Here is a 13,394-nt window from a genome sequence, read left to right as displayed (position 1 = left end):
ACCGCACCGCCCTGCGGGTCCGCCCCCGCGCCGCACCGAACACCCGCCCGCCCACGGAGGGAGTGAGTCACCGGTGACCCCTGCGAACCCGGCACCGCGCGGCGAGGGACCCGCGCTGGAGCTGCTCGTCCACGGAGTCGGCGGCGCCACCGCCCAGGGGGTCCTCGGGGACCCCCGCACGGTGCGCATCACCGGCGACGCGAAGGCCGCCGTCTTCCGGCGCACCGAGGACGCGGAGGCCGAACTCCACCCCGAGCGCCACGCCGGTCGGCCCGTCCCCGAGGCCTACTGCTGGTCCAACCTGACCTCGGGGAACGGGGCCCGTGCGCTGTGGCTGCTGCTCCTGCCCTTCATGGTGGCCAACCTGGCGCACTGGATGCGGCCCGGGGCGGTCGGCAGCCGGCGCACCACCCGGGCCTACGGAGCGCTGGTCCGCCTCGTCGCCCTCAGCCTCACCGTGCTGCTGACCGCGGCCGCCTGCGAGGTCGCCCTCGACCTGGTGGCGTGGCAGTGCGCGGGGACCCACGCCTGCGGCGGCGCCCGCGGCCGGCTGGGGTTCCTGGATCCCGCCCACGGGGGCTGGTGGTCCCAGCCGGGCAGGCGCCTGGCCCTCGCGGCCGCCGTCCCGACCGCCCTGGTGGCCCTGCTGTGGTACCTCTCCAACCGGACATGGAGCGCCTACGAGTCCCAGCGCCCGCCGATCGGCCCCCGCGCCGCCGGTGCCGCTGCCGCGGACGGCGGCGCCGACACGGACGACGGCGACGAGGACGGAGAGGGCGAGGGCGCGGGCCCGCACCGGCCGGCGCTCGGCCGCCCGGGCTTCTGGTACGGACGCCGGCTCGTCGCCCGGCTGCGCGCCGCGCACACCGCGGCGGGCCTGCTCACCGTCGCGGCGGCCGTCACCGGGGCCGCGGCCCGCCACGACCGCACCGCGGGCGGCACGGCTCCCGCGGTGTACGGGGCGGTCCTGGAGGCCGCCCTGGCGCTCGCCGGGTGCGCCGTGCTCTACGTCGTCCTGCGGCGCGGCCGCAGCGAACGCCGCCTCGACGCCCGCCTCGACCGCGCCGCGGTGCGCCTGCTCCCCGGCGCGGCCGCCGGGCTGCTCGCCGCGGGCCTCGGCTACGCCTGCTGGTCCCGCCCCGGCTGGGTCTCCGCCGGCAGCCTGCCGGGTGACGAGGCCTTCCGCGTGATCGTCCTCGCCCAGGGAGCCCTGGTGGTGGCCCTCGCCGCCGCCGCCCACCGCCTCCACCGCAGGGCGCGGCATCCGCGGGCCGTGCTGGGCGGCCTCGGAGGGCCGGCCGTCGCGATGCTGGCCTGCGCGCTCGGCGGCGTCATGACCGGCGGCGTCGCCCAGCGCGTCGCCGACTGGCTCGGCGGGCCCGGCGTCATCCCCGGCCCGCCGGTCCTGCTGAGCTGGCAGGCGTCGGTCATCCCCGCGCTCCTCGCGGTCCTGCTCGTCCCCGCGCTCTGGCTCGCCCTGCGCACCTGGCGCACGGCCCGCCGCCTCGCCCCCGCCGTCGAAACGGAGTACGGCACCGCCCGCCCCGACGCCGCACGCTCCCGGCGGATCGCCGGCACCCGGGCGCGGGCGCGGCTCACCGACGCGGCCCCCGTGATCGTGGGCGTGGTCTCCGCGACCACCCTGCTGCTCGGTGCCGCCGCGGTCGTCGGGGCCTGGAGGAGCGGCCGCCCGCCCGCCCGGACCCTGGCCGACTCCGGCCCGCTGCTCTCGACGGCCGCCGAGGCGGCCCAGGCGCTCGGCTCCTGGCTGGTGGGCCTCGGCTTCGTCCTCTTCGTCGCCATGGGGCGCCGCGCCTACCGGGACGCCTCCGCCCGCCGTACCGTCGGCATCCTGTGGGACGTGGGCACCTTCTGGCCGCGCGCCGCCCATCCCTTCGCCCCGCCGTGCTACGCGGAGCGCGCCGTGCCCGACCTCACCTGGAGGATGTGCACCTGGACGGACCGCACCGGGGGGCGGCTCGTCATCTCGGGCCACTCCCAGGGCAGCGTGCTGGCCGCCGCCGCGGTGTGGCAGCTGCCGCCCGCGGCGCGCCGCCGGGTGGCGCTGCTGACCTACGGCTCCCCGCTGGAGCGGCTCTACGGTCGCTGGTTCCCCGCCTACTTCGGACCGGCCGCGCTCGCCGGGCTCCACGAGGAGCTCGACTGCTGGCGGAACCTGTGGCGGCCCACCGACCCCATCGGCGGGCCGGTGATGCTCCCCGCGCAGGGCCGCCGTCCCGAGGTCGACCGGCCGGCCCTCGCCGACCCCCTCGTCTACGGGCGCTGCGACCGCTACCCGTTGCCCGAGCCGATCCTCGGGCACTCCGACTACCGGGCGGACCCCGCCTTCGCCGAGGAGCGCGCCCGGCTCCTCGCCCGCCTCGCACCGCCCCTGCCCCGGCAGGGCCCCGCCTCCGGGGGCACGAGGGCGGACGGCGGCGCTCAGGGCAGCTCGGGCAGGTCCTCCGGGTAGAGCAGGGTCAGCTCCTCGGTGCCCGCCTCCGGCAGCGCCGCCACCCGCACCGCGTGCCGCTCGACCATCGACTCGAAGGTCTGGCGGGCCGTGCGGCCGTTGCCGAAGGCGGGTCCCTTCGGCAGCGCGGTGAAGTACTTCAGCAAGCACTCCGCGGCCCCCGGCGCGAGCCGGTACTCGTGCTCCTCGGCCTGCTGCTCCACGATCCGCAGCAGTTCCCCGGGCCGGTAGTCGCGGAAGGTGATGGTCCGTGAGAACCGGGAGGCGACACCCGGGTTGACGGTGAGGAACCGCTCCATCTCCGCGGTGTACCCGGCCACGATCACGACGACCGCCTCCCGGTGGTCCTCCATCAGCTTCACCAGGGTGTCGATGGCCTCCTTGCCGAAGTCCCGGCCGGAGTCCTCGGGGGAGAGCGCGTACGCCTCGTCGATGAACAGCACCCCGCCCCGCGCCCGTTCGAACGCCTCCTGGGTGCGGATGGCGGTCGAGCCGATGTGCTCGCCCACCAGGTCGACCCGGGAGACCTCGACGAGGTGGCCGCGCTCCAGCACGCCCAGGGAGGCCAGGATCTCCCCGTACAGCCGGGCCACGGTGGTCTTGCCGGTGCCGGGTGACCCGGTGAACACCAGGTGGCGGCGGACGGAGGCCGCCTTGAGCCCCGCCTCGACGCGGCGCCGCCCCACCTCGATCATGTTGGTGAGGGTGCGGACCTCCCGCTTGACGCTGTCGAGGCCGACCAGGGCGTCGAGTTCGCCGAGCACCTCGTCGGCGCCGCGCGCGTCCGGGGCGGCGGCGGGAGCCCCCGGCTCCCGGGCGCCCGCGCCCCGGGGCGAGGCCGGGGACTGCGCCGGGCTCTGCACGGGCACGGCCGACAGCAGCCCCACCGTCGCGGGCGCGGCCGGCGGGGGGACCGCCGTGCGCTCGGCGCCCGCCGGGCGCACCGTCCCGCTCTCGTCGCTGGTGCACTCCTCGACGACCGGGCCGTCGTTCTCCCCGAACTCGTAGCCGCCGCGCGCGCAGCGCTCGGTGCGGCACCGGGACAGCAGGGTGCGGCAGCCGTCCATCACATGGAAGCCGTAGCCCCCGCTGCCCGACACCGTGCAGCCGCGGAACGTGCCGCGCCCCTGGGCGGAGACGTAGAAGCCGGCCTCGGCGGGCGAGGTGACGGTGCACCGCTCGATCAGCGGGTCCGCCCCCTTGGTCACGATGACGCCGGTCTGCGCCCCGTCCACGGTGCAGCCGTTGAGGGTGCCGCCGCTGCCGTGGTCGCGGAACCAGGCGCCGGTCGAGACCTCGCGGACCCGGCAGTCGTCCAGTTGGGCGGTCGCCCCGTCGCTGACCGACACGGCCGTGTTGCGCACCTGGGAGATGTCGCTGTCCACGACATCGGCCCGGGAGCCGCGGTCGAGCACGAACAACGCGTCCGGCACGTCGTGCACGCGGCAGGAGTCCAGCACGGCGGTCGCGCCGTCGCTGACCCAGACCGCCGGGTAGTCGCCGGTGCTGTCGTGGATCTCGCACCGGTTGGCGTCCACCCGGGTGCCCGGGTCCCACACCGACAGCCCGTTGCGGCCGAACCGGCGCACCGAGGACCGCGTGAGCGTCAGCACCGCGCGGGAGCGGAGGTCGATCCCGTTCTCCGGGACGTCGTGGATGTCGCAGTCCGACAGGGTGAGCACGGCGTCGGTGTCCAGGGTCACCCCGTCGGAGGAGGTGCGGTGCACCGAGGAGTCGGTCAGGTGCGCCGACGCCCGGGAGGAGATCTGGACGCCCGCGCCCTTGATCTCGTACACCTCGCAGCCGAGGGCCTCCAGGCCGCTGCCCTCACCGGTGACCGACAGCCCGGCCCCCGAGGCGTGGTGGACCCGGCACCGCTCCAGCCGGGGGCGCGCCCCGCCGCGCACGGACACCCCGGACTGGCCCGCCGACACCACCTCGCACTCCTCGAACACCCCGCCGGCGCCGTCCAGCACGGCGATGCCGACCCCCGCCGGGTTGTCGACGCTCACACGGCGCACCGTGGGGCGGGCGGCACCGCGGACCTCCAGCCCGGCGGCGGAGCGGGTCACGATCCGCAGGCCCGTCAGCTCCGGGGCGCCGTCCTCCACCAGGAGCGCCGGCGCGGCCGCGTCCTGGCCCTCCACATGGAGGTCCTCCACCGTCGCCGACGCCCGCACCACGAGCGCCACTCCGTCGGCGGGCGCGATGCGCACCGAACCGGCCGCCCCGTCGGCTCCCCGCAGGGTGACCGCGCGCCCGAGCACGAGGTTCTCGCGGTAGGTGCCGGGTGCCACGGTGAGGACGTCGCCGTCCCCGGCGGCCTCCAGGGCGGCGGCGAGGGAGGGGTACTCGCCCGTGCGGCGCCGCCACCGCGATGTGCCGGTGTGCGTCACCTGGACCGTGCCCTGTGCCATCGTGCTGCTCTGCCCCCACCTCGTGGTCCGTGTCGTGCACCGGGGCGCGCCGACGGGGGCGCCCTCCGCGCCCGTCGAAGAGGGCGTCGCACCACCGTAGCGCGCGGAGCGGGCCGGAGTTGACGGGATGTGGCAGGCCGGTCCGGCGCGCCCCGTGCCGGTGGGGGCCGGGAGCCCGGGGTGGCACGCACACGTGCGGAAACCCGGCCGGAGACTCCGGCCGGGCGAGGGATGCGGCGGTCCGCGCGGACCGCGCGGCGGCGGCGCGCCGGTGCCCCCGCGCCGGGGCACCTGGCGGCCGCTGCCGACAGGGTGTCACGGCCGTGCGCCGCCCCCCGCGCGGCGGACGGCGCAGGGCGCGCCGCCGCCGCACGCCGGCGTGCGGCCGTGGTCGACCTCGTGCCGCGGCGGACCGGCGCTGCCGTGCACCGGTCCGGGCCGCGGGTGCGGGCTCAGTACCCCCGGCCCGGGTACGGGCGGTGGTACTGGTCCTCGTACGGGGCGGGCGCCGGGCGGGCGGCCGGGCGCATGGACTCGTAGCCGCCGACCGCGGGCCGGGGCGGCTGCTGGCCCTGGTACTGCGGCGCCGGGTAGCCGCGCGGCGGGGCCGGCTGCTGCGGGATGTAGGGCGCGGGGGCCTGCTGGAGCGGTACCGGCTGCGGCATCTGCTGCGGGTACCCGTAGGCGGGGGCGGACGGGGAGGGCGCCGCCGGGAGGGCGGGCAGGGCCGAGGGGAGCGCCGGCAGGTGGCTGCTGCCGGTGTCGTAGGCGGAGGGCACTCGGATCGGGGCGATCTGAGGCGTGCCCCGCTCCGCGACCAGGGAGTCGTAGATCGGGGTGTCGGGGAACGACGGCGCGGAGTAGTAACCGCCGCCATAGGTGGCGCGGGGCGAGGTCATGGCACATAAGTTAAGCCCACGATGTGCCGGTTGGGGAGCCCGATAAGTGGGTTGTTTCGGCAGCTCTGAGTGACCGTGGATCCCCAATGTGAGCGAACTGGAGAAAATCGGTCGCCGCGGCATGGTGTGATCGTGTAAAGGACAAGCGTAGAGAGGGTTACCGATGGGTCGGGGCCGAGGAGGGGGACGTATGCACCGTACGTCGACGACAACGGAGCTTCCGGGCGCACCGCGCCGGGACGGGGGCCGCCGTGCAGCTCGCTAAGGGAGCCAACACCCCGCTCCGGGCGCGGCGGATCCGTGTGGAGACCGGATGGCGCGCCGGGCCCGGAGTGCCGGACATCGACGCCTCGGCCCTGCTGCTCGCGGACGGCCGGGTCCGTTCCGACGCCGACTTCGTCTTCTACAACCAGCCCGCGCACTCCTCCGGGGCCGTCCGCCACGACGGCAAGGGCTCCGGTGCGGGCGGCGCCGCGGACACGCTCACCGTCGACCTGGACCGCGTCGAGCCGGCGATCGAGCGGATCGTGCTCGCCGCCTCCGCCGACGGCGGCACCTTCGGCCAGGTCCCGGAGCTCCACGTCCGGGTCCTCGACGCCGACTCCGGTGAGGAACTGGCGCGCTACGACAGCCAGGACGCCACGGTGGAGACCGCCTTCGTGCTCGGTGAGCTCTACCTCCGCCAGGGCGCCTGGAAGTTCCGCGCCGTCGGGCAGGGCTACGGCACCGGGCTGGAGGGGCTCGCCACGGACTTCGGCATCACCGTCGACGAGCCGCAGCAGGCGCCGGCCCCCGCCACCGCCCCCGCGCCGCAGCCCGCCGCCCCCCAGGCCCCGCCCGCACCCCCCGCTCCCGCGGCCCCCGTCCGCCTCACCAAGGTCACCCTGACCAAGGAGGCCCCCGCGGTCTCCCTCGTCAAGCAGGGCGGTACCTCCGGCACCCTGCGCGTGAACCTCAGCTGGCAGGTCCGCAAGCAGTTCCAGGGGTGGGGGGCCAAACTGGGCAGGGCGATGGCCATGCACGGCGACCTCGACCTCGACCTGTGCGCCCTCTACGAACTGACCGACGGCCGCAAGGGCGTCGTCCAGGCGCTCGGCAACGCCTTCGGCTCCCTGCACCAGCCGCCCTACGTCCACCTCGACGGCGACGACCGCACCGGGGGCACCTCCGGCGAGAACCTGACGGTCAATCTGGACCACACCGCGGCCCTGCGCCGCATCCTCGTGTTCGTCACGATCTACGAGGGCGCCCGGAGCTTCGCCGACCTCGACGCGACCGTCACCCTCCAGCCGCAGCACGGCGCACCGGTGGACTTCTCGCTCGGCGAGTGCACCGTGCCGTCCACGGTCTGCGCCCTCGCCCTGATCACCAACACCGGCTCCGACCTCGTCGTCCAGCGGGAGGCCAACTTCCTGGTGCCCGACCGCGGCGTCAGCCCGCAGCGCACCGTCGACCACGCCTACGGCTGGGGCATGAACTGGACGCCCGGCCGGAAGTGACCGCCGGGCGCCCCCGGACCGCGCCGGGCGGGCGGCTCACCGCCCGCCCGGCGCGGCCTCGGGGCGCGCATAGGTGCGCCCCTTCCAGGCCGCACCCCGGCCCCGGTGGTGCCGCACCGCCGAGTCCACCGTCATCAGCAGGTACAGCACGGCGGTGAACGGCAGCAGCGGCGCCCCCGCCGCCGGAAGCCCGTAGTAGCGCAGCATCGGCGCGTACGTCCCCGCCATGACCGCCCAGGCGAGGCCCCCGGCCGCAGCGGCCGCGGCGTCCCCGGTGCCGAGCCCGGCGACGAGCGCGACCGGAGGGACGAGGTACACCAGCACCAGCCCGGCCACCGTCCCCGCCAGCAGCACCGGGCTGTGCCGCAGCTGGGCGTAGGCGCTGCGGGCCACCATGTCCCACAGCCCGCCCAGACCCGGGTACGGGCGCACACTGCGCACCCGGTCCGCGAGCCCCAGCCAGATCCTCCCGCCGCCGCCCCGCACGGCACGGGCCAGCGACACGTCGTCGATCACCGCCTGCCGGATCGCCGCGGGCACCCCGGCGCTCCGGGCCGTCGCGGCCCGGAGCAGCACACAGCCCCCGGCAGCCGCGGCGGTGCGCCCCGAGGCGCGGTTCACCCGCCGGAACGGGTACAGCTGCGCGAAGAAGTAGACGAAGGCGGGGACCACCAGCCGCTCCCAGCGGTTCTCGACCCTCAGCCGCGCCATCTGGGACACCAGGTCGAAGCCGCCGCGCGCCTGCCCGCCCGGCTCCGCGGCGGCGCCGCCGCACCCGGCGGGCCCCGCACCCGGCTCCAGCGCCGCCTCGACCAGCCGGCGCAGGCTGTCCGGCTCGTGGGCGATGTCCGCGTCCGTCAGCAGCCAGAACTCCGGGTCGCCTGCCCCGGCCACCTCCATGCCGTGCCGCAGCGCCCACAGCTTGCCCGTCCAGCCCGGCTCCGGTTCGCCCGGGGACGCCACCGTCAGGGCCAGTCCGCCGCACCGCTCGGCCAGGCGGCGGGCGAGGGCGGCCGTCCCGTCGCTGCTCCCGTCGTCGACCAGCACCACCTCGGCCCGGCCCGGGTAGTCCTGGGCCAGCAGCGAGGGCAGGGACAGGGCGAGCACCTCCGCCTCGTCCCGGGCCGGCACCACGACCGCGACATCCGGCCAGCTGTCCGGCTCCGCCGCCCCCTCCCGCCGCGGGGGCAGCCGCTGGTCCGTACGCCAGAAGAAGCCCTGGAAGAGCAGCAGCCAGCACCAGGCGGCCAGGGACGCGGCGGCGGTCCACGCGAGGGCGGTCATGGGCCGCAGTCTGCCGCACGACGGGGGCCCGGCCCGGGCGGTCGACTATGGTGACCGGGTGAAGATCGCGCTCATGGACTCCGGGATCGGGCTGCTCGCGGCGGCCGCCGCCGTGCGCCGGCTGCGGCCGGACGCCGATCTCCTGCTCTCCTCGGACCCGGACGGCATGCCCTGGGGCCCCCGGACGCCCCGCAGCCTCACCGAGCGGGCGCTGCTCGTCGCCCGGGCGGTGGCCGCCGGGGGACCCGACGCGCTGATCGTCGCCTGCAACACCGCCAGCGTCCACGCCCTGCCCGCGCTCCGCGCCGAGCTGGAGCCCGGCATCCCCGTCATCGGGACCGTGCCCGCCATCAAGCCGGCCGCCTCCGGCGGCGGACCGGTCGCCATCTGGGCCACGCCCGCCACCACGGGGAGCCCGTACCAGCGAGGGCTGATCAGGGACTTCGCCCAGGGCGTCGAGGTGACCGAGGTGCCCTGCCCCGGGCTCGCCGACGCCGTGGAGAAGGCCGACGAGCAGGCCATCGACCGCGCCGTCGCCGCGGCGGCCGCGCTGACCCCGCCCCACCTGGCGGCGCTCGTCCTCGGGTGCACCCACTACGAGCTGGTCGCACGGCGGATCAGGGCCGCCGTCGCGGGCACCGGCCCCGCGCCCGTGCTCCACGGCTCCGCGGAGGCCGTCGCCGCCCAGGCGCTGCGGCGCGGCGGCATCGAACCCGCGCCGGGCGCCGCGCCGAGCGGGCGGCTGTCGGTGCTGCTCAGCGGACGGGAGGCGGAGCTCCCCGCGCCCGCGCTCGCCTATGCGGAGGGCCGGCTGCTCGGCGCGGGGGCCGCCGTGTCCTAGGGCGGCACCGGCCCGGGGCCCGCCCGCCCCGTCCGGACGCCGCCCGCCGGGGCGCCCGCCTGGGACGACCACGCTGCGTCAGGCGCGGACCGTGCCCCGCCCCGCGTTCGTGGGTACCCTCCACAGCATGAGGCACCACTTCCGCCGCATCGGTCCCGGGAGCACCCCGCTTCCCGAGGTCTGGACCGGACGTGCGAGCAACCGCATGCAGTGGGTCCTCGCCGCGGCGGGCGCGGCGTGCCTGGCCCTGGGCATCAAGCTGGCCGTCGACGGCAACTGGACCACCGGTATCGCCGCCCTGCTCATGGCCGTGATCGGCTGTGTGGCCGCGGGCCTGATGATGCTCTACGGCACGCTGGCCTTCGTCCACGTGGACGTCACGGTGGACCGCGAGGCCCTGGACGTGCGCTGCGGCCACATCGGGCTGCCCCGCCGGCGCATCCCGCTGGACCAGGTGGTCGGCGCCGACTTCGAGCCGAAGGTCACCCCGCACCAGTGGGGCGGCTGGGGCTTCCGCTGGCGCCCCGACAAGGGGACGGCCGTCGTGGTGCGCCGGGGAGAGGGCCTCGTCGTCACGCTCAGCGACGGCAAGACCTTCACCGTCACCGTGGACGACGCCGAGCTGGCGGTGCGGGTCATCCGCGAGCGGATACGCGGCGGCATGAGCCCGGGGACCGTGCCCCGCTCCTGAGGTCCGCGCTCCCGCCCCCGCCCGGCGGACCCGCGCCCTGCGCACCGCCCCGCGCGGTGCCGCCCTCCCCGGGCCCCCCGGGGCCCGTGCCGACCGCTCCCGGCCCTGCTCCCCGGACCGCCCTGCCGTGCCCACGCCCTCCGCCGTAGACTCCGGCAGGTGACCACGACCATCGCCCCCGCCGACCCGTCCCGGCCCCCGAAGGCGGGCGGACGCCCGCTCGCCGGCCGGTTCATCCCACCGGTGGCGGCGCTGCTCGCCGGGGCGCTGCTCTTCCTGAGCTTCCCGCCCCGTCCGCTGTGGTGGCTGGCCGTCCCGGCGTTCGCCCTCCTCGGCTGGGTGCTGCGCGGGCGCCGGCTGCGGGCCGGACTGGGGCTCGGCCTGCTTGCCGGACTCGCCTTCATGCTGCCGCTCCTGCAGTGGACGGGAGAGGAGGTCGGCCCGGGGCCGTGGCTGGCCCTGGCCGTCGCGGAAGCCGTGTTCGTCGCCGTCACCTGCACGGGCATCGCGGCGGTCTCACGGCTGCCGGGGTGGCCGCTGTGGGCCGCGGCCGTGTGGATCGCGGGGGAGGCGCTGCGCGCACGGGTGCCCTTCGGGGGCTTCCCCTGGGGCAAGATCGCCTTCGGGCAGGCCGACGGCGTCTTCCTGCCCCTGGCCGCCCTCGGCGGCACGCCCGTCCTGGGGTTCGCCGTCGCCCTGTGCGGCTTCGGGCTGCTGGAGACCGTCCGCCAGGCCGCCCGCGCGCGGCGCGCGGGTGCGGCCGTGCACCGCCTCGGGGCCGTCGCCGCCCTGCTCGCCCTGCTGCTTCCGCCCGCGGCCGCGGCGGCCGCCCGCCCGCTGGTCGACGCCGCGGCCGAGGACGGCACCGCGACCGTCGCCGCGATCCAGGGGAACGTGCCCCGCCTCGGTCTCGACTTCAACGCCCAGCGCCGGGCGGTGCTGGACAACCACGCGCAGCGGACCGAGCAGCTCGCCGCCGACGTGGCGGCCGGCCGGGAGCCCCGGCCGGACTTCGTGCTCTGGCCGGAGAACTCCTCCGACCTCGACCCGTACCGCAACGCGGACGCCCGCCGGGTGATCGACGAGGCCGTGGCCGCCATCGGCGTTCCCACGGTGGTCGGCGCCGTGGTGACACCCGAGACCGGGCCGCTGCGCAACACCCTGATCGAGTGGCGGCCCGGGGAGGGCCCCGTCGACACCTACGAGAAGCGCATCGTGCAGCCGTTCGGCGAGTACATTCCGATGCGCTCCTTCGTGCGGTTGTTCAGCTCCGACGTCGACCGGGTACGGCGCGACTTCGGGCCCGGCGACGAGGTCGGCGTCTTCGACCTCGCCGGGACCCGCGTGGGCCTGGTGACCTGCTACGAGGCGGCCTTCGACCGGGCTGCCCGGGACACCGTGACCCACGGCGCGCAGATGATCACCGTGCCGAGCAACAACGCCACCTTCGGGCGCAGCGAGATGACCTACCAGCAGCTCGCCATGTCGCGGGTGCGGGCCGTGGAGCACAGCCGGACGGTCGTGGTGCCCGTCACCAGCGGGGTCAGCGCGGTGATCATGCCCGACGGCCGGGTCGTCCAGCAGACGGAGCTGTTCACCCCGGACGCCCTGGTCGCCGAGGTGCCGCTGCGCTCGTCCCTCACCCCGGCGACCCGCGTGGGTGCGCTGCCCGAGGCCCTGGTGGTCCTGCTCGCGGCGGGCGCGCTCGGTGCGGTGGCGGTCGGCGCCCTGCGGGAGCGCGGCCGCCTGTCCGCCGGGGCGGACGCCCGCTGACGGACCGCCCCCCTCTCCCGGCGGGCCGACCCGGGCCGGTACGGCCTGCTCCCGGGGAGCCGGGTCCCCGGGCGGCCGCCTGCCCCGCCTGCGGCTAAGGTCCCTTCCATGGGCACCCCCGACTTCATCCGAGAGATCCGGGCCACCGCGGGCCACCAGCTGCTCTACCTGCCCGGAGTGAGCGCCGTCGTCTTCGACGACCGCGGGCGGGTGCTGCTCGGGCGGCGTGCCGACAACGGCCGGTGGTCGGTCATCGGCGGGATCTGCGAGCCGGGGGAGGAGCCCGCCGCCACGGCCGAGCGCGAGGTCATGGAGGAGACGGCGGTGCGGTGCGTGGCCGAGCGGGTGGTCCTCGTGCAGGCCCTGCCACGGCCCGTCACCTATCCCAACGGCGACCGCTGCCAGTACATGGACATCACCCTGCGGTGCCGCGCCGTGGGCGGCCGGGCACGCGTCAACGACGAGGAGTCCCTGGAGGTGGGGTGGTTCCCCGTGGACGCCCTGCCCGAGCTCCAGGAGTACGCCCTCTTCCGGATCAAGCACGCCCTGACCGAGGGACCGGCATGGTTCCAACCCACTGATTCCGACTGAACTGTGGGCCCTGGCCCTATGGGTCCGCCGCCGATTGCTCCCTAGCGTGCGAGGCATGAGCGCGCCCACCCCTCCAGACCCCCACGACCTCTCCGTCTCCCTCGACCTCGGCGGGCGGACGGCCCTGGTCACGGGTGCCGCAGGCGGCATCGGCCGCGCCTGCGCACTCCGCCTCGCCGCCGCGGGGGCCGAGGTCCGTGCCCTGGACCGGGACGCCGACGGCCTCGCCGCCCTGCTCAGCCGGGCGGAGGGGCTCCGCGGCACCGTAAAGACCCGCACCCTCGACCTGACCGACCTCGACGCCGCCGAGTCCGCGGCGGCGGGTACGGACGTCCTGGTCAACAACGCCGGCCTGCAACTGGTCCGTCCCATCCAGGAGTTCCCGCCGGAGGCGTTCCACACCGTCCTCACGGTGATGCTGGAGGCCCCGTTCCGGCTGATCCGCGGCGCTCTGCCGCACATGTACGCGCGCGGCTGGGGCCGCATCGTCAACATCTCCTCCGTCCACGGCGTACGCGCCTCGGCCTACAAGTCCGCCTACGTGGCGGCCAAGCACGGCCTCGAGGGGCTCTCCAAGACGGCCGCCCTCGAAGGGGCGCCCCACGGGGTGACCTCGGTCTGCGTGAACCCCGGCTATGTGCGCACGCCCCTGGTGGAGCGGCAGCTCGCCGACCAGGCGGCGGCCCACGGGCTGCCCGAGGACCGGGTGCTGAACGAGGTCATGCTGCGGGAGGCCGCGATCAGGCGGCTCGCCGAACCGGAAGAGGTCGCCGAGGCCGTGGCCTACCTGTGCAGCCCGCACGCCTCCTTCATCACCGGCACCTCGGTGGCACTCGACGGCGGATGGACGGCGCACTGAACCGCCGCTGCCGCTGCCGCTGCCGCTGCCGCCGCCGCGCCCCGGGCCGGGGACCGGGAGCACATCC

10 protein-coding genes are annotated in these 13,394 nt (G+C 76.6%); 7 read left to right on the top strand and 3 right to left on the bottom strand.

Annotation, left to right across the window (positions count from 1 at the left end):
• Positions 1–73: 73 nt before the first annotated feature.
• Positions 74–2,473, top strand: coding sequence for a hypothetical protein (locus NPS70_RS15985; RefSeq protein WP_256524932.1), 2,400 nt, complete (start codon positions 74–76; stop codon positions 2,471–2,473).
• Here the strand turns inward: NPS70_RS15985 and NPS70_RS15980 are convergent.
• Together NPS70_RS15980 and NPS70_RS15975 are read right to left on the bottom strand one after the other, a co-directional pair.
• On the bottom strand, positions 2,443–4,890 hold the full coding sequence (locus tag NPS70_RS15980) for a right-handed parallel beta-helix repeat-containing protein (protein ID WP_256524931.1): 2,448 nt from the start codon (positions 4,888–4,890) through the stop codon (positions 2,443–2,445). The genes NPS70_RS15985 and NPS70_RS15980 overlap by 31 nt on opposite strands.
• Before the next feature lie 452 nt (positions 4,891–5,342).
• On the bottom strand, positions 5,343–5,789 hold the full coding sequence (locus tag NPS70_RS15975; RefSeq protein WP_256524930.1) for a DUF6643 family protein: 447 nt from the start codon (positions 5,787–5,789) through the stop codon (positions 5,343–5,345).
• 251 nt (positions 5,790–6,040) lie between these two features.
• On the opposite strand from NPS70_RS15975, the gene NPS70_RS15970 reads away from it, so the two are divergent.
• Positions 6,041–7,288 (top strand): TerD family protein, encoded by a 1,248-nt coding sequence (locus NPS70_RS15970; protein WP_256524929.1) that lies wholly within the window; start codon positions 6,041–6,043, stop codon positions 7,286–7,288.
• A gap of 36 nt (positions 7,289–7,324) precedes the next feature.
• Here NPS70_RS15970 and NPS70_RS15965 read toward each other — a convergent pair whose 3' ends face one another.
• Complete coding sequence (locus NPS70_RS15965) at positions 7,325–8,572, bottom strand: glycosyltransferase (protein WP_256524928.1); 1,248 nt, start codon at positions 8,570–8,572, stop codon at positions 7,325–7,327.
• On the opposite strand from NPS70_RS15965, the gene NPS70_RS15960 reads away from it, so the two are divergent.
• The 5 genes from NPS70_RS15960 to NPS70_RS15940 all read left to right on the top strand — a co-directional run bounded on the left by NPS70_RS15960 (position 8,571) and on the right by NPS70_RS15940 (position 13,327).
• The gene (locus NPS70_RS15960) at positions 8,571–9,413 is read left to right on the top strand and encodes an aspartate/glutamate racemase family protein (RefSeq protein WP_305885946.1); all 843 of its coding nucleotides are present in this window, start codon (positions 8,571–8,573) and stop codon (positions 9,411–9,413) included. The genes NPS70_RS15965 and NPS70_RS15960 overlap by 2 nt on opposite strands.
• Before the next feature lie 127 nt (positions 9,414–9,540).
• Complete coding sequence (locus NPS70_RS15955; protein WP_256524926.1) at positions 9,541–10,104, top strand: hypothetical protein; 564 nt, start codon at positions 9,541–9,543, stop codon at positions 10,102–10,104.
• Between the two features lie 159 nt (positions 10,105–10,263).
• Entirely contained in the window at positions 10,264–11,877 is a 1,614-nt protein-coding gene (lnt, locus tag NPS70_RS15950) for an apolipoprotein N-acyltransferase (RefSeq protein WP_256524925.1), read from the top strand.
• A 108-nt stretch (positions 11,878–11,985) separates the two neighbouring features.
• Complete coding sequence (locus NPS70_RS15945) at positions 11,986–12,468, top strand: NUDIX domain-containing protein (protein WP_256524924.1); 483 nt, start codon at positions 11,986–11,988, stop codon at positions 12,466–12,468.
• A 55-nt stretch (positions 12,469–12,523) separates the two neighbouring features.
• Positions 12,524–13,327: a 3-hydroxybutyrate dehydrogenase gene (locus tag NPS70_RS15940; RefSeq protein ID WP_256524923.1), complete on the top strand. Its 804-nt coding sequence runs from the start codon at positions 12,524–12,526 to the stop codon at positions 13,325–13,327.
• The last annotated feature ends 67 nt before the right edge of the window (positions 13,328–13,394 follow it).

It is taken from the genome of Streptomyces sp. C10-9-1, from assembly GCF_024497955.1.
GTDB lineage: Bacteria > Actinomycetota > Actinomycetes > Streptomycetales > Streptomycetaceae > Streptomyces > Streptomyces sanyensis.
Note: the sequence above shows the minus strand (reverse complement) of the source record. Positions and strands in the feature narration are given on the sequence as shown.